18 protein-coding genes, 4 tRNA genes and 1 pseudogene are annotated in these 19066 nt (G+C 60.0%); 18 read left to right on the plus strand and 5 right to left on the minus strand.

Going from position 1 to position 19066, the window contains the following annotated elements:
- The first annotated feature begins 25 nt into the window (after positions 1-25).
- From ABIA48_RS21875 to ABIA48_RS21895, 5 genes are all read left to right on the plus strand, one after another.
- Positions 26-832 carry an alpha/beta fold hydrolase gene (locus ABIA48_RS21875; protein ID WP_429491273.1) on the plus strand — a complete coding sequence of 269 codons (807 nt, stop codon included), beginning with the start codon at positions 26-28 and terminating at the stop codon, positions 830-832.
- Positions 829-1683: an alpha/beta hydrolase gene (locus ABIA48_RS21880; protein WP_310054631.1), complete on the plus strand. Its 855-nt coding sequence runs from the start codon at positions 829-831 to the stop codon at positions 1681-1683. Before ABIA48_RS21875 ends, ABIA48_RS21880 begins: the two co-directional genes overlap by 4 nt.
- A gap of 50 nt (positions 1684-1733) precedes the next feature.
- Positions 1734-2393 carry a glutathione S-transferase family protein gene (locus ABIA48_RS21885; protein WP_429491275.1) on the plus strand — a complete coding sequence of 220 codons (660 nt, stop codon included), beginning with the start codon at positions 1734-1736 and terminating at the stop codon, positions 2391-2393.
- A gap of 8 nt (positions 2394-2401) precedes the next feature.
- Positions 2402-3208, plus strand: a complete 807-nt coding sequence (locus ABIA48_RS21890) for a DUF4892 domain-containing protein (protein WP_429491277.1) — start codon at positions 2402-2404, stop codon at positions 3206-3208.
- A 69-nt stretch (positions 3209-3277) separates the two neighbouring features.
- On the plus strand, positions 3278-4333 hold the full coding sequence (locus tag ABIA48_RS21895) for an AI-2E family transporter (protein WP_310054634.1): 1056 nt from the start codon (positions 3278-3280) through the stop codon (positions 4331-4333).
- Between the two features lie 181 nt (positions 4334-4514).
- On the opposite strand, the gene ABIA48_RS21900 is transcribed toward ABIA48_RS21895, so the two are convergent.
- Positions 4515-5564 carry a sensor histidine kinase gene (locus ABIA48_RS21900; protein ID WP_429491279.1) on the minus strand — a complete coding sequence of 350 codons (1050 nt, stop codon included), beginning with the start codon at positions 5562-5564 and terminating at the stop codon, positions 4515-4517.
- The gene (locus ABIA48_RS21905) at positions 5564-6322 is read right to left on the minus strand and encodes a response regulator (RefSeq protein WP_429491281.1); all 759 of its coding nucleotides are present in this window, start codon (positions 6320-6322) and stop codon (positions 5564-5566) included. Before ABIA48_RS21905 ends, ABIA48_RS21900 begins: the two co-directional genes overlap by 1 nt.
- Before the next feature lie 296 nt (positions 6323-6618).
- Between ABIA48_RS21905 and pyrF the strand changes: the two genes are divergently transcribed.
- Positions 6619-7317 (plus strand): orotidine-5'-phosphate decarboxylase, encoded by a 699-nt coding sequence (pyrF, locus tag ABIA48_RS21910; RefSeq protein WP_007988809.1) that lies wholly within the window; start codon positions 6619-6621, stop codon positions 7315-7317.
- 126 nt (positions 7318-7443) lie between these two features.
- Here the strand turns inward: pyrF and ABIA48_RS21915 are convergent, their stop codons facing one another.
- A complete protein-coding gene (locus ABIA48_RS21915; protein WP_204934048.1) occupies positions 7444-8448 on the minus strand; it encodes an MDR family NADP-dependent oxidoreductase in 1005 nt (334 codons plus the stop codon).
- Positions 8449-8685: 237 nt separating this feature from the next.
- Between ABIA48_RS21915 and ABIA48_RS21920 the strand changes: the two genes are divergently transcribed.
- The 4 genes and pseudogenes from ABIA48_RS21920 (at position 8686) to ABIA48_RS21935 (ending at position 13161) form a co-directional block, all read left to right on the plus strand.
- Positions 8686-9447, plus strand: coding sequence for an SDR family oxidoreductase (locus ABIA48_RS21920; protein WP_204934049.1), 762 nt, complete (start codon positions 8686-8688; stop codon positions 9445-9447).
- 255 nt (positions 9448-9702) lie between these two features.
- The gene (locus ABIA48_RS21925) at positions 9703-11088 is read left to right on the plus strand and encodes a PLP-dependent aminotransferase family protein (protein WP_429491284.1); all 1386 of its coding nucleotides are present in this window, start codon (positions 9703-9705) and stop codon (positions 11086-11088) included.
- 987 nt (positions 11089-12075) lie between these two features.
- Positions 12076-12252 (plus strand): annotated as a pseudogene (locus tag ABIA48_RS21930) (HAMP domain-containing protein); the annotation flags it as partial.
- A 204-nt stretch (positions 12253-12456) separates the two neighbouring features.
- Complete coding sequence (locus ABIA48_RS21935) at positions 12457-13161, plus strand: methyl-accepting chemotaxis protein (RefSeq protein ID WP_405046322.1); 705 nt, start codon at positions 12457-12459, stop codon at positions 13159-13161.
- 60 nt (positions 13162-13221) lie between these two features.
- On the opposite strand, the gene ABIA48_RS21940 is transcribed toward ABIA48_RS21935, so the two are convergent.
- On the minus strand, positions 13222-13980 hold the full coding sequence (locus ABIA48_RS21940; RefSeq protein WP_429491286.1) for a hypothetical protein: 759 nt from the start codon (positions 13978-13980) through the stop codon (positions 13222-13224).
- Positions 13981-14365: 385 nt separating this feature from the next.
- On the opposite strand from ABIA48_RS21940, the gene ABIA48_RS21945 reads away from it, so the two are divergent.
- From ABIA48_RS21945 to ABIA48_RS21960, 4 genes are all read left to right on the plus strand, one after another.
- A tRNA-Glu gene (locus tag ABIA48_RS21945) sits at positions 14366-14441 on the plus strand.
- Positions 14442-14443: 2 nt separating this feature from the next.
- A tRNA-Gly gene (locus tag ABIA48_RS21950) sits at positions 14444-14519 on the plus strand.
- 104 nt (positions 14520-14623) lie between these two features.
- Positions 14624-14699, plus strand: a tRNA-Glu gene (locus ABIA48_RS21955).
- A gap of 3 nt (positions 14700-14702) precedes the next feature.
- Positions 14703-14778, plus strand: a tRNA-Gly gene (locus ABIA48_RS21960).
- A gap of 59 nt (positions 14779-14837) precedes the next feature.
- On the opposite strand, the gene ABIA48_RS21965 is transcribed toward ABIA48_RS21960, so the two are convergent.
- Complete coding sequence (locus ABIA48_RS21965; protein WP_429491288.1) at positions 14838-15707, minus strand: helix-turn-helix domain-containing protein; 870 nt, start codon at positions 15705-15707, stop codon at positions 14838-14840.
- Between the two features lie 412 nt (positions 15708-16119).
- Between ABIA48_RS21965 and ABIA48_RS21970 the strand changes: the two genes are divergently transcribed.
- The 4 genes from ABIA48_RS21970 to cpaB are packed head-to-tail and all read left to right on the plus strand — an operon-like array spanning position 16120 to position 19029.
- Positions 16120-16314, plus strand: coding sequence for a Flp family type IVb pilin (locus ABIA48_RS21970; RefSeq protein WP_429491289.1), 195 nt, complete (start codon positions 16120-16122; stop codon positions 16312-16314).
- Between the two features lie 28 nt (positions 16315-16342).
- A complete protein-coding gene (locus tag ABIA48_RS21975; RefSeq protein ID WP_429491291.1) occupies positions 16343-16873 on the plus strand; it encodes an A24 family peptidase in 531 nt (176 codons plus the stop codon).
- Between the two features lie 2 nt (positions 16874-16875).
- A complete protein-coding gene (locus tag ABIA48_RS21980; protein WP_429491293.1) occupies positions 16876-18204 on the plus strand; it encodes an AAA family ATPase in 1329 nt (442 codons plus the stop codon).
- 15 nt (positions 18205-18219) lie between these two features.
- Positions 18220-19029, plus strand: coding sequence for a Flp pilus assembly protein CpaB (gene cpaB / locus ABIA48_RS21985; RefSeq protein WP_429491295.1), 810 nt, complete (start codon positions 18220-18222; stop codon positions 19027-19029).
- Positions 19030-19066 lie beyond the last annotated feature (37 nt).

A 19066-nucleotide genomic window follows, 5' to 3' on the forward strand; every position in this document is an offset into this window, starting at 1 on the left:
TGTTTTCGCTCATGGATTTGCAGGTATGTCGCAACAGATTTTTTTCGCCCACGCCAATGGTTTTCCTTCGGGGACCTACGGCAAGTTGTTTGCGGCGCTGGCACCCGAATATCAGGTGACGCATCTGGAGCAGCACGCCCACGACCCGCGTTTCCCGGCCGATGACAATTGGTACAACCTGGTGGACGAGTTGATCCATCACCTGCAACGGCAGGCCGAACCCGTGTGGGGCGTCGGTCATTCCTTCGGTGGCGTGTTGCACCTGCATGCGGCCTTGCGCTGCCCCGAGTTGTATCGCGGCGTGGTGATGCTCGACTCGCCGGTGCTGACCCGAACCGATCGATGGGTCATCCGTGCGGCCAAGCGCTTTGGTTTCATCGACCGCTTGACCCCGGCCGGCCGGACCCTTGGTCGTCGTGAAGAATTCGCCGACCTGGAAAGCGCCCGCAAGTATTTCGCCGGTAAAACCCTGTTTCGCGGTTTCGACCCGGAATGCTTCGATGCCTACCTGCAGCATGGTTTGCACCAGGATGGCGACAAGCTGCGCCTGCGTTTCGACCCGGCCACGGAAATCAGCATCTATCGCGGCGTGCCGCACACCAGCCCGGGTAGCACCCGGCAGTTGAAAGTGCCGCTGGCGGTGGTTCGCGGGCACAGCAGCCGCGTGGTCATGCGCCATCACGCCAGTTCGGTCGACCGCCTGCCGCTGGGCGAGTCGTTGACCATGCCTGGCGGCCACATGTTTCCGCTCGAGCGTCCCCTTGATACCGCTGAAATGCTCAAAGGCCTGTTCAACCGCTGGGACGGCCGTCGACAACAGGAATGCGCATGAGCCACGTCGTCGAAGAAGTCCGCCTGAGTCTGCCGCACATCGAACTGGCGGCGCACCTGTTCGGTCCTGAAGACGGTTTGCCGGTGATTGCCCTGCATGGCTGGCTGGACAACGCCAACAGTTTTGCCCGCCTGGCACCCAAACTCAAAGGCCTGCGTATCATCGCGCTGGACATGGCCGGTCACGGTCATTCCGGGCATCGCCCGCCGGGAGCCGGTTACGCCATGTGGGACTATGCCCACGATGTGCTGCAGGTCGCCGAACAGCTTGGACTGAAGAAATTTGCGCTGATGGGACATTCCATGGGCGCCATCGCTTCGCTGATCATCGCCGGGTCGATGCCCGAGCGGGTCACCCACCTGGCGTTGATCGACGGCATCATTCCTCCTACAGACAAAGGTGAAAACGCTGCCGAGCGCATGGGCATGGCCCTGCAAGCGCAATTGGATCTGCGGGAAAAGCGCAAACCGGTCTACGACACCCTCGACCGTGCCATCGAGGCGCGCATGAAAGGCCTGGTGGCGGTCAGCCGCGAGGCCGCTGAACTGCTGGCGCAGCGTGGCCTGATGCCGGTATCGGGCGGTTATACCTGGCGCACCGATAGTCGCCTCACGCTGCCATCGCCACTGCGCCTTACCTCCGAGCAGGCCATGGCCTTCGTCCAGCGGGTCAAATGCCCTGCAACTCTGGTGGTCGCTGCCGACGGCATGCTCGCCAAACACCCCGAATTGCTGGAGCGTCTACCCTTTAGCCGTGAACAGCTGCCCGGCGGCCATCATTTGCACCTCAATGACGAACCCGGCGCCGACCTTGTCGCAGACTGTTTCAATCGGTTCTTCGCCATTCCTTGACTTGCGACGGGCAACTGTCGAGGCTGGGCGGGTTGAAATGGGAGACAACCATGATAGATCTCTACACCGCTGCGACCCCGAATGGCCACAAGGTCTCTATCGTGCTCGAGGAACTCGGCCTGCCCTACACGGTGCATGCCTTGAGTTTCGACAATAAGGAGCAGAAGTCCGCGGACTTCCTCAAGATCAACCCCAATGGACGGATTCCGGCGATTGTCGACCGTGCCAACGGCGATTTCGCTGTGTTCGAGTCCGGCGCCATCCTGATTTACCTCGCTGAACAAACCGGCAAGCTGATGCCTTGCGACCCGAAGGGCCGTTCGCTGGTATTGCAGTGGCTGATGTTCCAGATGGGGGGTATCGGCCCGATGCAGGGCCAGGCCAACGTGTTCTTCCGCTACTTTCCGGAAAAGCTCCAGGGCGCCATCGACCGCTATCAGCATGAAACCCGTCGCCTCTACGAAGTGCTCGACACGCGTTTGCAAAGCGTCGAGTTCCTCGCTGGCGAGTACAGCATCGCCGACATCGCAACCTTTCCGTGGGTGCGCGGTTACGAGTGGTCGGGCGTCTCGGTGGAGGGCTTGACGGCATTGCAACGCTGGATGGCAACCATGGAGGCCCGGCCGGCGGTGCAGCGTGGACTGCAGATACCGCAACGCGCCGATGAAGCCAGTGTCATCAAGGGCGCCCAGGCCATGCTGATTCGATGAGTCTATCCATGCGTTCATTCAGTTTGCTGGTGCTGTGCAGTTTCAGTCCCTTGTTGTTCGCCGCCGATATTCCGGGCAGTCACGATCTCCCGATAGTGCCGCGCATGGCCGACGCCCAGATTGTCGACTATCGCCCGGCCGCCGGACTGGAGCGGATCTACCCGTTGGGCTCGATTCGCAAGATCAGTGGCCAGTTACGTTTCGACGGTCAGGTCAGTGCCCGCGGCAACGTCACTTCGGTGACCTACGAGTTGCCAGCGGAGCATTCGTCCATCGAGGCGTTCACCGCTGCCCGCGAAGCTTTGCAACAGCAGGGCGCCGGGTTGCTCTTTTGGTGCCAGGCGCGCGATTGCGGTGAAAGCAGCCTCTGGGCCAATGAAGTCTTCGGCAACGCCAAACTGTACGGCGCCGACGATCAACAAGCCTATTTGCTGCTGCGACTTGCCGCCCCACGGGATAACACACTCGTAGCGCTGTACAGCATCACTCGGGGTAACCGCAAAGCCTATCTGCATGTCGAACAGTTCGAAGCTTCGGCACCGCTGGGCGAGTTGTTGCCGACCTCAGCGACCTTGCTGCGTGAACTCAGGAGCACTGGTGAGCTCGACTTCTCCACGTTGAGCGACGCACCTGACGAGACCTGGCTACGCCTGATTTCTCGCGGACTGAATCTGGACACCACCTTGCGGGTCAGTATTTCCGGAGCGAATGCCGAAGCCTGGCGACAGGCGCTGATTGGCCAGGGCGTGCGTGCAGCGCGGATGGAAACCGGAAGTGCCGAAGGCTCTGGCCTGCACATCGAGCTATTGCGGTAGGCTGTACCGGGCGAACGCGTACGCCGTGTTCGCCTACTCTTTTGCTGACTGACTTTTTCGAGACTTTAGATGATCAATAACGATCGCCTGTTGGTGCAGATCCTGCTCGTGGTGCTGTTCGGCGCGAGCTTTTGGGTGATGGCACCGTTCTGGTCGGCGTTGTTCTGGGGCGCAGTCCTGGCCTTTGCCAGTTGGCCGCTGATGCGCTTGTTGACCCGTTGGCTCAATGGCCGCGAGTCTTTGGCCGCGGCATTGCTGACGGTGGGCTGGATGGTGCTGGTAGCGGCGCCGCTGGTGTGGCTGGGCTTCAACCTTGCCGACCATGTTCGCGATGCCACGGCGTTCATCAAGGATGCGCAGGTCGAGGGTCTGCCCGAGGCGCCAGCCTGGCTGGGTTCGATTCCCCTGGTGGGCGAGCGGCTGGTCGGGATCTGGAACAGCATTGATGAGCACGGCGCAGCGATGATGGTATCGCTCAAGCCTTATCTGGGGCAGGTGGGTAACTGGTTGCTGGCGCGCAGCGCGCAGATCGGTGGCGGTATTCTCGAACTGACCCTGAGCATCCTCTTCGTGTTCTTTTTCTATCGTGACGGGCCGCGCCTGGCGGCGTTTGTGCACACTTTGCTGGAGCGGCTGATCGGTCAACGGGCCGGCTACTACATTGAACTGGTCGCGGGCACGGTACAGCGGGTGGTTAACGGTGTGATCGGCACCGCGGCAGCCCAGGCGATCCTGGCGCTGATCGGGTTCCTGATTGCCGGCGTACCGGGTGCGCTGGTGCTCGGCATCGTGACGTTCATGCTCAGCCTGATCCCGATGGGCCCACCGCTGGTATGGATTCCGGCAACCGCGTGGCTGGCCTGGAAAGGCGAGTACGGGCTGGCCATATTCCTCGGGATCTGGGGCACATTCATCATCAGCGGTGTCGACAACGTGCTCAAGCCATACCTGATCAGCCGGGGCGGTAATCTGCCGCTGGTCATTGTCCTGCTTGGGGTGTTTGGCGGGTTGATTGCCTTTGGCTTTATCGGCCTGTTCATCGGCCCGACGTTGCTGGCGGTGGCCTACAGCCTGTTGACCGACTGGAGCAAGACTCAAGGGCGGGTCGAAGATCGCAGGCCCTGAGACCTGTATTCTGATAAGGGCCTCTTCGCGAGCAAGCCCGCTCCCACACTGGTTTTGTGATCGACACAGATCAATGTGGGAGCGGGCTTGCTCGCGAATGCGGTGGATCAGTCAATAAATATGTCGACTGACACGCCCTCTTCGCGAGCAAGCCCGCTCCCACAATGGATCGGATGGATTTTCAGGTGCGCGGCAGGTAGATGACCGCCGTCAGGCCGCCACCCGGCGTCTCTTCCAGAGTCAACTGTCCGCCCATTCGTTGCGCCGCCTCGCGGGCGATGGTCATGCCCAGGCCAACGCCGCCGGAATTGCGATTGCGCGAGCCTTCAAGGCGAAAGAAGGGTTCGAACACCGCTTCGCGTTGTTCTGCTGCGATACCCGGGCCGTGGTCGATGACCCTAATCACCAGGTGTTCACGATGGTCTTCCAGGGTGATCAGCGCCTGGCCGGCGTAGCGCAGGGCATTGTCCATCAGGTTGTTGATGCAAGAGCGCAGGGCCATCGGCTGCACTTGCAGAGGGGCACAGTGACCGCTGGCCTGGACGTTCGCGCCCTGGTCCTGGGCATTTTCGCTCAGGGACTCTACCAACGCCTGCACGTCCATCCACTGTGGGGCTTCGCTGGTGCGCTGTTCATGCAGATAGGTGAGGGTGGCGTCGAGCATGCTGATCATGTCGTCGAGGTCTTGTCGCATCTGGCCTTGCAGCTGGTCGTCGTCGATTTTTTCCAGCCGCAGCTTGAGCCGCGACAGTGGCGTGCGCAGGTCGTGGGACACCGCGCCGAGCATGCGCGAGCGCTGCTTGACCTGTTCAAGGATGCGCCGCTGCATTTTGTTGAATGTGTGCGCCGCTAACCGCGCTTCCCGTGGGCCCGACTCTTCCAGTGGCGGACTGTCGAGGTTTTCGCTCAGGCGCTCGGCCGCATCGCTCAGGCGCTGGATCGGCCGGCTCAGCAGTTTGGCGCCGTACCAGGCGGCAATGATCAGCGAGACCAATTGAAACGTCAGGGGCACCAAGGGGCCGCCGAACCACGGCCGTGGCGGCCGTTTTTCGAAGCGTGGATCAAGCGGCGGGCGTGGCCCATCAAGGCCTTCAGAAAACGCCGGTGGAGGTGGCGGTGGCGGCGGGCCGTAATGGTGAAACCAGGCAAAGGCCAGCAGGTGCGCGAGGATAATCGCCAGCAACAGCACGCCGAACAGGCGGCCGAACAGGGTATCGAAGCGCCCGCGCATCAGCCGATGTCCCGGGCATCGAACAGGTAACCCTCGCCGCGAACGGTCTTGATCAGCTGCGGAGCCTTGGGATCGTCGCCGAGCTTCTGGCGCAGGCGCGACACCAGCAGGTCGATGCTGCGATCAAAGGCTTCAATCGAACGACCACGAGCGGCGTCCAGCAGTTGTTCACGGCTGAGCACGCGGCGCGGACGCTCGATAAATACCCAGAGCAGACGGAATTCGGCATTGGACAGCGGCACCACCAGGCCATTGTCGGCAATCAGTTGCCGCAGCACGCTGTTCAGGCGCCAATTGTCGAAACGAATGTTCGCCCGCTGTTCGCTGCGGTCATCGCGCACCCGACGCAGGATGGTCTGGATGCGCGCCACCAGCTCGCGGGGCTCAAACGGTTTGGCCATGTAGTCGTCGGCGCCGAGTTCGAGGCCGATGATCCGGTCGGTCGGTTCACAGCGAGCGGTGAGCATCAGGATCGGGATGTCCGACTCGGCGCGTAGCCAGCGGCACAGCGACAGACCGTCTTCACCGGGCAGCATCAGGTCGAGCACCACCACGTCGAAATGCTCCGCCTGCATCGCCAGGCGCATCGCAGCGCCATCGGTGACGCCGCTGGCGTGGATGTTGAACCGGGCCAGGTAGTCAATCATCAATTCACGGATCGGGACGTCATCGTCGACGATCAGGGCGCGAATGCTCCAGCGTTTGTCGTCACCAGGCGTTTTTGGGTCGTCGTTCACGGGGGCTTGGGGGGTGTGCATGCGTGCGTTCATCTGCCAGGTAGGCTGCCAACCACAAAGATGGGCTGCGAGGTTGTGGTTCCAGCATAGGCGTCCGACCCGGGGGCGGGAAGTGCTGTTGCGAGGACCTGTTGCGGTTGCCGAGGGTAGCGCGCCGGGGTGTTGCGGGCGTGTCGTGTGTGTATCGAACTCGACACAATGGCCCCAGGGACTAGTCTTGCCTGAGCCGTCTCGACGATTTACCGATCATCGGGTCCCGCAGCGGCGCCGGTTCCGCTACAATGCGCGCCGATTTCGACTTGCCTGAGAGCCCACTCATGTCCGCCTGCCAGACTCCTATCATCGTCGCCCTGGATTTCCCTACCCGTGACGCCGCACTGAAGCTGGCCGATCAGTTGGACCCGAAGCTGTGCCGGGTCAAAGTCGGCAAGGAACTGTTCACCAGCTGCGCCTCGGAAATCGTCGGCACCCTGCGCGACAAGGGCTTCGAAGTGTTCCTGGACCTCAAGTTCCACGACATCCCGAACACCACCGCGATGGCCGTCAAGGCGGCTGCGGAAATGGGCGTGTGGATGGTCAACGTACATTGCTCCGGTGGCCTGCGCATGATGGCTGCGTGTCGTGACGTGCTGGATAAGCGCACCGGTCCGAAACCGCTGCTGATCGGCGTGACCGTGTTGACCAGCATGGAGCGTGAAGACCTGGCGGGCATCGGTCTGGACATCGAGCCGCAAGAGCAGGTGCTGCGTCTGGCCGCCCTGGCGGAAAAAGCCGGGATGGACGGCCTGGTGTGCTCGGCCCTGGAAGCCCAGGCGCTGAAATCGGCGCATCCGTCGCTGCAATTGGTGACCCCGGGGATTCGTCCGGCGGGCAGCGCCCAGGACGACCAGCGCCGCATTCTGACCCCGCGCCAGGCGCTGGATGCCGGTTCCGACTATCTGGTGATCGGCCGTCCGATCAGCCAGGCGGCTGATCCAGCCAAGGCGTTGGCCGACGTTGTGGCTGAACTCGCCTGATCAAACACTGAAGATCCAAATGTGGGAGCGGGCTTGCTCGCGAAGAGGGAGTGTCAGTCGACATATTTATTGACTGATCTACCGCATTCGCGGGCAAGCCCGCTCCCACATTGGTTTGTAGTTGCCTTAGATCTTCAGCACCAACTTCCCGAAATTCTCGCCGTTGAACAATTTCATCAGCGTCTCCGGGAAAGTCTCCAGTCCTTCGACGATGTCTTCCTTGCTCTTGAGCTGCCCCTTGGCCATCCAGCCGGCCATTTCCTGTGCGGCGCTGGCGTACTGGGCGGCGTAGTCCATCACCACAAAACCCTCCATGCGCGCGCGGTTGACCAGCAGCGACAGGTAATTGGCCGGGCCCTTGACCGCTTCCTTGTTGTTGTACTGGCTGATGGCACCGCAAATCACTACTCGTGCTTTCATGTTCAGACGGCTCAACACCGCGTCGAGAATGTCGCCACCCACGTTATCGAAATACACGTCGACGCCTTTCGGGCACTCGCGCTTGAGGCCGGCGAGGACGTCTTCGCTCTTGTAGTCGATAGCGCCATCGAAACCCAGTTCATCGATCAGGAACTTGCACTTGTCGGCGCCGCCGGCGATGCCAACCACCCGGCACCCTTTGATCTTGGCAATCTGCCCGGCAATGCTGCCCACGGCGCCGGCCGCGCCCGACAGCACAACGGTATCACCGGCCTTCGGCGCGCCGACGTCGAGCAGGGCGAAGTACGCGGTCATCCCGGTCATGCCCAGTGCAGACAAATAACGCGGGAGGGGTGCCAGTTTCGGATCGACCTTATAGAAGCCTCGCGGCTCGCCGAGGAAGTAATCCTGAACGCCGATGGCGCCATTGACGTAGTCACCCACGGCGAACCCGGGATTGTTCGAGGCGACGACTTTGCCCACACCCAATGCGCGCATGACTTCGCCGAGCCCGACCGGCGGGATGTAGGACTTGCCCTCGTTCATCCAGCCACGCATGGCCGGATCCAGGGACAGGTATTCGTTTTTGACCAGGATTTGACCCGCCGCCGGCTCGCCGACCGGCACTTGCTGATAGGTGAATGTCTCGCGGGTCGCCGCGCCAACCGGACGTTTGGCGAGCAGGAATTGGCGATTGATCTGGGAGGTCATGGCAGGCACTCAGGATGTAATGAAGCTTTGTTGATAGCCGGTCAGCGACGATGCCGCAAGTTCGGCTGATGTGGCGAATGCACGTTGATCCAGTGCAGTGATAGTTGGTACGGCAGTTCCATCACTGCAACTCATGGGCGCCCAACCGGAGCCTTGATAGTGCTGCCGTGTTCAAGACCTCCATGGCTAGACTGGCCATACGCGATTCCCCGCTTTCTTCTCTTCGAGGACATAACAATGAGCATGACGTTTTCCGGCCAGGTGGTCGTGGTGACAGGCGGGGCGGCCGGTATTGGCCGCGCGACCGCCCAGGCATTTGCCGCCGAGGGCCTGAAAGTAGTGGTGGCCGATATGGACGCGGCGGGCGGCGAGGGCACGGTGGCGCTGATTCGTACGGCCGGTGGCGAAGCGACCTTCGTGCGCTGCAACGTTACCCTGGAAAGCGATGTAAAAAATCTGATGGATGAGGTGATCAATACGTACGGTCGCCTCGACTATGCCTTCAACAATGCCGGCATCGAAATCGAGAAAGGCAAACTGGCCGAAGGCACGCTCGACGAGTTCGACGCGATCATGGGCGTCAACGTCAAGGGCGTCTGGTTGTGCATGAAATACCAGTTGCCGTTGCTGCTGGCGCAGGGGGGCGGGGCGATCGTCAATACGGCATCGGTGGCTGGCCTTGGGGCTGCGCCGAAAATGAGCATCTATGCAGCCTCCAAGCATGCGGTGATCGGCCTGACCAAGTCGGCGGCCATTGAATACGCCAAGAAAAAGATCCGGGTGAACGCAGTGTGCCCGGCGGTGATCGACACGGATATGTTCCGTCGCGCTTACGAGGCCGACCCGAAAAAAGGCGAGTTTGCCAACGCCATGCATCCGGTAGGCCGCATCGGCAAGGTCGAGGAGATCGCCAGCGCGGTGTTGTACCTGTGCAGCGATGGCGCTGCATTCACCACAGGGCACTCATTGGCGGTGGATGGCGGCGTTACCGCGTTTTAACACCACACACCGAATACACCCGGAACCTGTGGGAGCGGGCTTGCTCGCGAAGAGGGCGTGTCAGTCGACATATTAGTGATTGATCCACCGCATTCGCGAGCAAGCCCGCTCCCACAGGTTTTTTGCTTCCACAAAGGGACCGGGCAATGTGTTTCAAATGATTAGAACCAAGGATTTTGGCGGCGTTGTCGCACATGCCTGCGAACGCTCCTGTGATTAACTGCTTTTCGCAAAACCACAGGAGTTTGCTTGCTCATGGAATTGAGAATCGACCGACAGGCGCTGGTGCCCGTCGTACAGCAAATTGTTGATGCGCTGACGTGCTGGCTTCATTCCAGCGGGGTATCGCCCGGTACTCGCCTGCCTTCGGTGCGACAGATCGCGCGGAACAATTTGCTCAGTCAGTTAAGCGTCGCCCAGGCCTGCGAACGCCTGGTCACGCAGGGGATGCTGGTGTCACGTCATGGGGCGGGCTATGCGGTTGCCAACCCGGTATTGGCCGCGGGTGCAGAGCACGAGCCGGTGTGGTTCGAGGGGGCTGAGCCCGAGCTCGGAGCCCGTTCGAGTGAGCTGCGGCTGGGCTGTGGCGGGCTGCCCGAAAGCTGGCGCGAGACAGACGATCTGAGCTATGCGATTCGGCAAGTCAGTCGCACCGACACAGCCAGCCTGTTCAACTACAGCACGCCGCTGGGTTTGCCAGCCTTGCGACAGCAGATCCTCAAGCGCCTCAGGCAACTGGATATCCCGGCACAGGACAACCGGATCATGACCACGGCGGGTGCCAGTCAGGGGCTCGACCTGATCGTACGGACACTGTTCAAGGCCGGTGACTGTGTGGTCGTGGAGAGTCCCGGTTATCCGCTGCTGTTCGATTTGCTCAGGCTGCATGGCATCCACATGATCGAGGTGCCGCGTACACCGCGCGGGCCGGACGTGGAGGTGCTCGAATCCGTGCTGGTCAAGCACCGGCCTCAAGGGCTGCTGATCAATAGCTTCTATCACAACCCGACCGGCAGCAGCCTTGCGCCGGTGATGGCGCGTCGCGTGCTGCAACTGGCCAGGGCTCATGGCGTGCAGGTGATCGAAGACGACGTTTATGCGGATTTGCACAGTGGTTCCGGCACGCGACTGGCTGCGCTGGACGACAACGTGATCTACGTGGGCAGTTATTCCAAGACCCTCAGCAGTTCCTTGCGGGTCGGCTTCGTGGTGGCTGGTGTCGAAGTCATTACACGTCTGGCCGAGGTCAAGATGATCAGCGGCATGGGCGCCTCGCGATTTTGCGAGTCGGTGCTGGCGTGTCTGCTGGCGAACGGTGCCTACCGCAAACTGGTGCAGCGTCAGCGCCAACGCCTGAACAGCGACCGGCTGGCGGTGTTGCAATCGCTCGAAGATGCCGAATGGGATGTTTTCGGCAAGCCGGCGGGAGGCCTGTTCATTTGGGCGCGATCACGCATGTCAGATGACGAGCTGGTGCGGGCCCAGGCACGGCGCCTGGGTGTACTGCTGTCATCGAAGACCGCCTTCAACCCTTCGGGTGAGGCCAGCGACTGGCAGCGTATCAACGTGGCCTATGCCAGCGACCCGCGTGCTCGTGCGTTCTTTCAGGCCACTGCCCGGGATCGACCTCAAGCGTTCTGAAAACGACGTTGACGTAGCTTTTTGCCATTATTCAGGTGTCAGAGCCTTGTGTTGCTACTGGCCCGTTGCGAATCTGCATCTACAGACTTTGGCAGGGGACTAAGTGCAATGATTTCGGGCGTGCAAGGACGTTTTGCCAACCTCGGTATGGCGAAAAAACTGGGTATCGGGTTTGTCCTGGTGCTGTTGTTGACTGCGCTGGTGGCGGGCATTGGCGTGTGGTCCTTGCAAACCATCAGCCAGCGCTTTGACGGCCTCAAGCAAATGTCATCGCTCAACAGCGGTTTGCTCAAGGTGCGGCTGCTGGAGCAGGAATACGCCTTGCACGGTAATCCGAAAACCGTCGATGCCCTGCACGAGGGCGTCGATGGCTTGATCGCCCTGGCCGACCAACTCAAGGCCGCGTCTGCGGCCAACGTGCCGGTGATGAATGATGTCGAGCAGTCCCTGGGTGCCTATCGCAAGGCCTTCGACGAGTTTGTCTCGCTCAGCCAGGCCAAGGACCTGGCGCTGGAAATGGCCAGTTGGTCGGTGTCCAGCGTGGCCAACAATCTTGATGTCTTGCAATCCGGACTCGCCGATGACGGTGCCTATACGCTGAAAGACTCCGAAGGCAAGGACGGTGCGCAATTCATCGAGCAGGCCAGCCAGGTCAGCCAGGTTTCACGCTTGATGCTGCAAGCCATGAATGAAGCTCGCGTGCGTCTGGATCAAAGCCGCAAAGGTGACGACAGCGCCGGGCAGGGCAAGATCGAGCAGGCCAGCCAGGCATTGGCCCAGGCAGAGCAGCTCAAGACCACGGTCAAGGATGAGGGTTACCAGACCGTCCTCAATGAGGTGATGGGCCATATCGCCAGTTTCAGTGACAAGCTTGCCGAGTACACCGGCCTGCTGGAACAGGAAAAAACCGTCTATCAACAATTGCATCAACGCGCTGCCCAGGTGGTTGAACGGGTGGATCAGGCTTATGGCGCTGAAGACCAGTCGATGCAGGCCGAGCTGAAAAAGAACTCGTTGCTGATCATTGGCTCTTCCGCCCTGGCCTTGTTGGTGGGGCTGGTTGCCGCGTGGTTCATCACCCGGTTGATCGTGGCACCGCTGCGCAGTGTGATTCATGTGGCGCAACAGATTGCCTCAGGGGATTTGAGTGCGACCATTGACGTGACCCGCCGTGACGAAATCGGCCAGTTGATGCAGGCAATGCAGCAAATGGGCGCGGGGCTCAGCCATATAGTCAGCGGCTTGCAGTCGGGGATCGAACAGTTGGCGACTTCTGCCCAATCGCTGTCGACGGTGACTGAACAGACCAATCTCGAAGTCAGCACGCAGAAAGAGGAAACCGAACAGGTTGCCACCGCGATGAATCAGATGACGGCCACGGTGCATGATGTCGCACGCAATGCGGAAGAAGCGGCCCTGGCTGCGCAAACGGCCGACGGCAAGGTAGAAAGTGGCCAGCAGGTGGTGCGTCAGAGCATGGCGCGAATCGAGCAGTTGGCGGATTCGGCCAGCTCGGCCAGTTCGAGCATCGAAAGCCTGAGTGCGGAAATCCACAACATCGGCACGGTTTTGAGTGTGATCAAAAGCGTGGCAGAGCAGACCAACCTGCTGGCGTTGAACGCGGCGATCGAAGCGGCCCGGGCTGGCGAGCAGGGCAGGGGCTTTGCGGTGGTGGCCGATGAAGTGCGCGCGTTGGCCAAGCGAACCCAGCAATCGACCGAAGAAATCGAACGCCTGGTCAGCGCTTTGCGCTCGGCGGCGCAGTCGTCGGTGCAGCAGATTCAGAGCAGTGGCGAGTTGGTGAAGCTGGCGGTCAGCGATGCCTTGCAGACCGAGAGTGCGCTGGGAAGTATTGCGGCGGCGGTATCGTTGATCCAGCAGATGAACCAGCAGATTGCCGCGGCTGCCGAGGAGCAGAGCTCGGTGGCCGAAGAGATCAACCGCAGTGTCACCAGTATTCGCGCCAGTGCCGATCAGTCATCGCTGGCGATGCAGGGTAATGCGGCATCCAGTATTCAGTTGGCACAACTGGGGGTTGAGCTGAAGGGGATGGTGGGGCATTTCAGGCTTTGAAATGATCATCGGCCAGGCCCCAAAAAAGCCACCTCTCGGTGGCTTTTGTGCTTTCGCCGGTCAGTCGTAGATCGCTTTCTTTTTCCAGTCCGCGTCGGCCTCGACGTCTTTGAGGCCCTCGGTCAACTGGTTGACTTCGCCTTCGACCGGCGCGATGCGATCCATGACCTGGTCATTGGCGCGAGCCAGGAGTTTTTCCAGGTATTCCAGTTGCTCGGCGTAGACCTGTGGCTCCTGTTGTTTGCGCAGGTACTGCACGCCGCGCTCGAATGCCAGGCGAGCCTGCCCCGGTTGGTTCTGTTGCAGGGAGTGCTGGCCGAGGTTGTTGAAGAACTCGATGTGCAGCAACACCAGGATATGGCGCACTTCACGGATCCAGCGTTTGGCTTCGTTGGGGGGCAGGAAGCCATCCTGTGCCGCGCGGGTAATCTGGCCATGCAGGGCTTCGAGCAGGAAGCGTACATCCTTGGCCTTGGCTTCGGTTTGGACGGGTGCAGGCGGATTGTTGACCGGGATGGATTCGCCCTGGCCGACAAGGGCCTCCAGTTCGGCGATCCGTGCCTTGAGGTTGGCGCTGGATTTTTCCAGGTTAAGCAGGCGCTGGCAGACATTCAGTTCCAGGCGGGCCAACAGCAGCTTGAGTGCGGGGGTCATCAACTGGCCGGGGAACGTCTCGGTGATTTCGCCACAGCGTCGCAGGCGATCGTTGAGCTCAATCTTGGTACGGGCCTTTTCCAGCTTGTTGTTTTCCACCACATGGTTCATGTAGCCAATGGCGATCAACAGTGCGATCCCGGCTACGACGAGCAGGGTGATCATGAGTGGCGTCACTGGTAAGACCTCTTTATAGGTTACGCATGCGAGTCGGGTGGCTTGGCATTTGAGCGCCCAGGCTCGCATGACGGGTTGGATCGGACATGCTTGTGCTTATATCGGCCGCAGCCCCGTTTCTATAAATGATGGCACCAGGTATACAAAGTGCCATCACTGGGTGAACTATAACGTCTTGGCGGGTGCCGGAATATAGGCGTCAAACGCCGGGCAGCGGAAAAACCGCAATGGCGCTCAAAAGCAGGGCGAAGTCATTGATTTAAATAAATTTATATCAGGGGGTTGACGACCTCTCAATCCATCCATAGAATGCGCGCCACTTGCAGCGTAAAGCACACAGCGAAACGCGGCAGGGAGTGAATGCAGTACGTGTGTCCCCTTCGTCTAGTGGCCTAGGACACCGCCCTTTCACGGCGGTAACAGGGGTTCGAGTCCCCTAGGGGACGCCAATGCGGGAATAGCTCAGTTGGTAGAGCACGACCTTGCCAAGGTCGGGGTCGCGAGTTCGAGTCTCGTTTCCCGCTCCAATTTTAAACAGCGTTGCTTTCGGGCAGGGCTGAGTGAAACCAGAACCAAGTCTTCGGATGCGGCTCTGGACACCGAAACACACACCATGTGTTCCGGGTAGCGTGTCCCCTTCGTCTAGTGGCCTAGGACACCGCCCTTTCACGGCGGTAACAGGGGTTCGAGTCCCCTAGGGGACGCCATTTGCGGGAATAGCTCAGTTGGTAGAGCACGACCTTGCCAAGGTCGGGGTCGCGAGTTCGAGTCTCGTTTCCCGCTCCATATTTAACGAAAACGCCGCTCATTGAGCGGCGTTTTTGTGTGCGCGTATAAAAAACAAATTAACCACTGAGGCTCTGTACCAGGCTTTCGAGCACTTCAGTGGTTTTGTCATCCTGCACCGGTTGCGCAGCGGCAGCCGCTTTGATTTGGCGTGCCACGCGGTATTCGCTGGGCGTGCAGTTGGCGAACTGCTTGAAGGCACGAGCGAAGTAGGACGGATCCTTGAAGCCGGCCTCATAGCCAATGCTGGTAATCGGCATCTGGCTGTTGTCGAGCAGATCTTTGGCGAAGTTCATGCGCTTGTCCAGGATGTAATCCGTGAAGCCAAGCCCGTTGGCTTCCTTGAACAGGCGGCTGAAGCGAAATGTCGTCATGCCGCAGCGCTGCGCCAATTCCCTCTGATCGATGCTGTCTCGAAAGTGCTGTTCGATGTACAGCATGACATGGCTCAGCGCCTGGTGTTTTTGGTGTCCCGAGGTCAGCCGGATGCTTTCCGGAAGGGTCGGGGAGTGGTCGATCTGCGATGACTTGCCCCGGCTGTTGGCGTTTCGGCGCAGCTCGCAGAGCTGCACCACCGCCGTCAGGTAACGCTTCCTCTCGGTGCTCGAGAGCGGGAGCACCATGTATTCCCAGACGCTGGAGCGCATGGCCCATACAGCCAGTTCCTCCGAGTGCTGCACGGTGAACATGGTGATCGGGATGGTGGGGGTGGTGCGTTTGATCTCCAGCAATAGCCGCAGGCCTGGCGTGTCGGGGCGATCAAAATGGACGCAGATCATGTCTGCCGGTTCCGCGATGGGCAGCATGGAGTTTTTCGCCAGTTTGCAGTCGCAGGTGTCCTCGAACTGCGCGACGAGTTCTTTCGTGGACCGATCATGAGTCAGATCGAACCACAGGAGCGATGGCCTTTTGGTCAAATTGGACGTCATGTCTCTACTCTGGGGTTCTTGGTGACTCTCTTAGCAAAGGAGTATTGCCAAGGTGCCATTACTTTGCAGATTTAATCCTGATAAGAAAGACGATTTTTAGTTCTATTCGCTCTATGGGTTGCCTGGAAGGCAGCTCCGGGCGAGTGTTTGTTGGTGTGTTATCGACGATCCCGACTCGAACCGTTTGTCGCTTGTGAGTCAATGACAATTGCCTTTGGTTTTCAACGCCTTGTTTACCCCTCCCCGTGACTTCGGCAAAGGCCAATGACCCCTATTTGGCCACTCAGCAAAAAAGTCCTAGCGATGTGCAAAATCTTCCTAACGCCCATGCCTTGCCACTGACTAGGGTTGCATCAGGCAGCGCAGAAAGTACTGCCTCCGGAAAAAACAACATTCGAGTGAGGTGGGCAAAATGATCATGCAAACAATCAAGGCTTCGGTACTGAAGTTCGTCAAAGACGAAGATGGCCTGACCATTGTGGAGTATGCGGTAGCGGGAGGGTTGATTACGGCAGCTGTTGCCTTCGCGTTCACCGATCTCGGAACGAACGTACATACGCGAATCACTGCGTTGTGCACCGCCGTTGGTGGTGGTGCTTGCCGGTAACAGTAATTTCCGATAGGGGGATGATGTGATGTCCATCGAGCAGCTGGTGGCTACTGGTTTGCTGATAGGGCTGCTGGGCATAGCGGTGGTGAGCGATATTCGTCGCCACCGCATTCCCAACCTGCTGATCCTCGTGGGTCTGGCCTTGGGATTAGCCGGTCAGACTTATTCAGGTGGGTTGAGCGGGTTGGGTGACGGCCTGTTGGGCATCCTGATCTGTTTTGCGCTGTTTCTGCCCATGTATGCCGTGGGGGGCATGGCCGCCGGCGACGTCAAGTTGATGGCCATGGTTGGCAGCTTCCTGCCGGTTCATTACGCATTGTGGGCCGCCCTATACAGTCTGGTATTCGGCGGCCTGTGCGGTTTTCTGATTGTGCTGGTGCACGGTCAGATGTTGCAAACCCTGGGGCGTTATTGGCTGATTCTGAAGGCTCGGGCCTACCTGGCACCGAGTGCGGACGAGGCGGCCGGCAAGCCCTTTCCTTACGCTGTTGCAATTTTGCTCGGCACGCTGGGCAGCATCTACTGGCAACTCGTTGCCAGTGGGTTGGGAGATTAGTCATGCACGTCATGGTTGATACTGATGCCTTCCCCAATGAGCGGGAAGCGGTGCAACGACTGGCTCCTCAGCCGTGCACAATCCGAGAAACCGGTCTGACAGACAGTTTTCTCGGCGAGTTGGTGTGCAAGCATTTGTTTGATGCCGGTGTACTGGACATGTCGCGGCTGGTGGACCGCCTGGCGCTGACCGGTGCGGTACTTGAAGAAGTCCTGGCGTTTCTGCGCAAGGATGGCCGTGTCGAAGTGCTGGGCCAGGCAAGTCAAACGGGTGGGCAGATGTTGCGTTACGGCCTGACCGAACGTGGTCGCAGTGTCGCCCGCGATGCCCTGTCGCGCAGTGGCTATATCGGTGCGGCACCCTTCCCGGTGAGTACTTACCGCTCCCTGATCAAACTACAGACCATTCACCATGGTCGCATCAACGCCAACGATATGCGCAATGCCCTGGCTGGCGTAGTGCTCACGGAGGAGATGCTCGATCAGTTGGGTGTGGCGCTGAACTCCGGGCGCGCGATCATGATTTATGGCCCCGCGGGTACCGGCAAGACTTATGTCAGCAGTCGGCTGATTCGTTTGTTCGCCGAGGCCATCTGGGTCCCGCATGCCATCGTCATCAACGAGTCAGTGATCGAGATCTATGACCCGCAGGTGCATCAGCGCCTCGATGAAAACGCTCAACAGAACAATCTGATGCTCAACGAAGGGATCGACCGTCGACTGCTGTGCTGCAAACGCCCGATCGTCATCACGGGCGGTGAGTTGAGCATGGAACAGCTGGACGTTCGCTATGACCCGTTCACGCGTCAATACCAGGCCGCCTTGCAACTCAAGGCCAGCAATGGCCTGTTCATCATCGACGATATGGGGCGCCAGCGCATGGCACCCGCCGAGCTGTTGAATCGCTGGATCGTCCCGATGGAAGAGAAACGCGATTTCCTCAACCTGGGCGGCGGCCGGCATTGCGAGCTGCCGTTCGATCTGATTCTGGTGTTTTCCACCAACCTCAATCCCCTGGAGCTGGCCGATGAGGCCTTCCTTCGCCGGATTGGCTACAAGCTGCAATTCAGTTACCTGAAGCCCGAGGAGTACGAAAAGATCTGGCGTCAGGAAAACGAGCGTCTGGGCATTTCCTATGACCCGCTGTTGTTGCGTTATGTGCTGCAAAGGCTTTATGCAAGTGAAGGCATGCCCCTGGTGCCCTGCCATCCCCGCGATCTCCTGAACATGGCGCTCGATCGCCAGCGTTATATGGGCGGTTCCGGACCACTATCACCGAAAGAGTTGGAATGGGCCTGGCACAACTACTTCGTCCAGCTCGACTTTCTTTGATGCGGAGATACTGACATGAGCTCTCGTACTCTAACCCTGATAGGCGTTTCTCTGACCATGGGCCTTGGGGCTGCATGGATGGCCGACTCCTGGCTGAGCGCGCGGCTCAATGCCAGCCCGGACGACCACCTTCGAAGCGTGGTGGTCGCCACGGTAGAGATTCCATTCGGGCAGATGGTCGAGGCCCAACAGGTCACGACCGTACGCATGCCCGTGGATACGATCCCGGACGATGCCTTCGATGCCAGCGAAAAAGCCGTGGGCAAGATCGCAACGTTCGACATTCTGCGGGGCGACATCGTGCGCGGTGCGCGTCTGAGCGAGCACCTGGGTGGCAGCACCCTGGCCTCTTTGATTGCGCCTGACAAACGCGCCATATCGGTACGCGTGGACGATGTGGTCGGCGTCGGCGGGTTCCTGTTGCCGGGTAACCGGGTCGACGTACTGGCAACCAAAACCACCAATGCCGGCAGTAACAGCGCCACGTCCAGGACCATCCTCGAGAACTTGCGGGTGTTGGCGGTGGATCAGACCGCGGGTACCGACAAGACCCAACCGGTCGTGGTGCGCGCCGTGACGCTGGAGATGTCGGCGGCTGAAGCGGAAACCCTGGTCACGGCGCAGACGGAAGGCAAGTTGCAACTGGCGCTGCGTAACCCGCTGAATCTCGAGAAGAAAACCGCAGCTGTTGCGCCTGCCGCACCGGTCATGGCGGTGGCTACCGCCACAGAGCCAAAACGCGTAGTACTGCGTGGTAATGGAGAGGGGGGCAGAGCCCTCACGATTATCCGCGGGATCGAGGCCAAAGAAGTCAGAGTTCGCTGACAGGGCGCAACAGGTGCCTGGTCACCACGATATTGGC

This window comes from Pseudomonas sp. S30_BP2TU TE3576 (assembly GCF_050436025.1).
GTDB lineage: Bacteria > Pseudomonadota > Gammaproteobacteria > Pseudomonadales > Pseudomonadaceae > Aquipseudomonas.

Bases quoted from the DNA above. Each gene is read 5' to 3' on its own strand.
- ABIA48_RS21875 (WP_429491273.1), top strand. From the start codon at position 26: ATGTCGCAACAGATTTTTTTCGCCCACGCCAATGGTTTTCCTTCGGGG.
- ABIA48_RS21880 (WP_310054631.1), top strand. From the start codon at position 829: ATGAGCCACGTCGTCGAAGAAGTCCGCCTGAGTCTGCCGCACATCGAA.
- ABIA48_RS21885 (WP_429491275.1), top strand. From the start codon at position 1,734: ATGATAGATCTCTACACCGCTGCGACCCCGAATGGCCACAAGGTCTCT.
- ABIA48_RS21890 (WP_429491277.1), top strand. From the start codon at position 2,402: ATGCGTTCATTCAGTTTGCTGGTGCTGTGCAGTTTCAGTCCCTTGTTG.
- ABIA48_RS21895 (WP_310054634.1), top strand. From the start codon at position 3,278: ATGATCAATAACGATCGCCTGTTGGTGCAGATCCTGCTCGTGGTGCTG.
- ABIA48_RS21900 (WP_429491279.1), bottom strand. From the start codon at position 5,564: ATGCGCGGGCGCTTCGATACCCTGTTCGGCCGCCTGTTCGGCGTGCTG.
- ABIA48_RS21905 (WP_429491281.1), bottom strand. From the start codon at position 6,322: ATGCACACCCCCCAAGCCCCCGTGAACGACGACCCAAAAACGCCTGGT.
- pyrF (WP_007988809.1), top strand. From the start codon at position 6,619: ATGTCCGCCTGCCAGACTCCTATCATCGTCGCCCTGGATTTCCCTACC.
- ABIA48_RS21915 (WP_204934048.1), bottom strand. From the start codon at position 8,448: ATGACCTCCCAGATCAATCGCCAATTCCTGCTCGCCAAACGTCCGGTT.
- ABIA48_RS21920 (WP_204934049.1), top strand. From the start codon at position 8,686: ATGAGCATGACGTTTTCCGGCCAGGTGGTCGTGGTGACAGGCGGGGCG.
- ABIA48_RS21925 (WP_429491284.1), top strand. From the start codon at position 9,703: ATGGAATTGAGAATCGACCGACAGGCGCTGGTGCCCGTCGTACAGCAA.
- ABIA48_RS21935 (WP_405046322.1), top strand. From the start codon at position 12,457: ATGACGGCCACGGTGCATGATGTCGCACGCAATGCGGAAGAAGCGGCC.
- ABIA48_RS21940 (WP_429491286.1), bottom strand. From the start codon at position 13,980: ATGATCACCCTGCTCGTCGTAGCCGGGATCGCACTGTTGATCGCCATT.
- ABIA48_RS21965 (WP_429491288.1), bottom strand. From the start codon at position 15,707: ATGACGTCCAATTTGACCAAAAGGCCATCGCTCCTGTGGTTCGATCTG.
- ABIA48_RS21970 (WP_429491289.1), top strand. From the start codon at position 16,120: ATGATCATGCAAACAATCAAGGCTTCGGTACTGAAGTTCGTCAAAGAC.
- ABIA48_RS21975 (WP_429491291.1), top strand. From the start codon at position 16,343: ATGTCCATCGAGCAGCTGGTGGCTACTGGTTTGCTGATAGGGCTGCTG.
- ABIA48_RS21980 (WP_429491293.1), top strand. From the start codon at position 16,876: ATGCACGTCATGGTTGATACTGATGCCTTCCCCAATGAGCGGGAAGCG.
- cpaB (WP_429491295.1), top strand. From the start codon at position 18,220: ATGAGCTCTCGTACTCTAACCCTGATAGGCGTTTCTCTGACCATGGGC.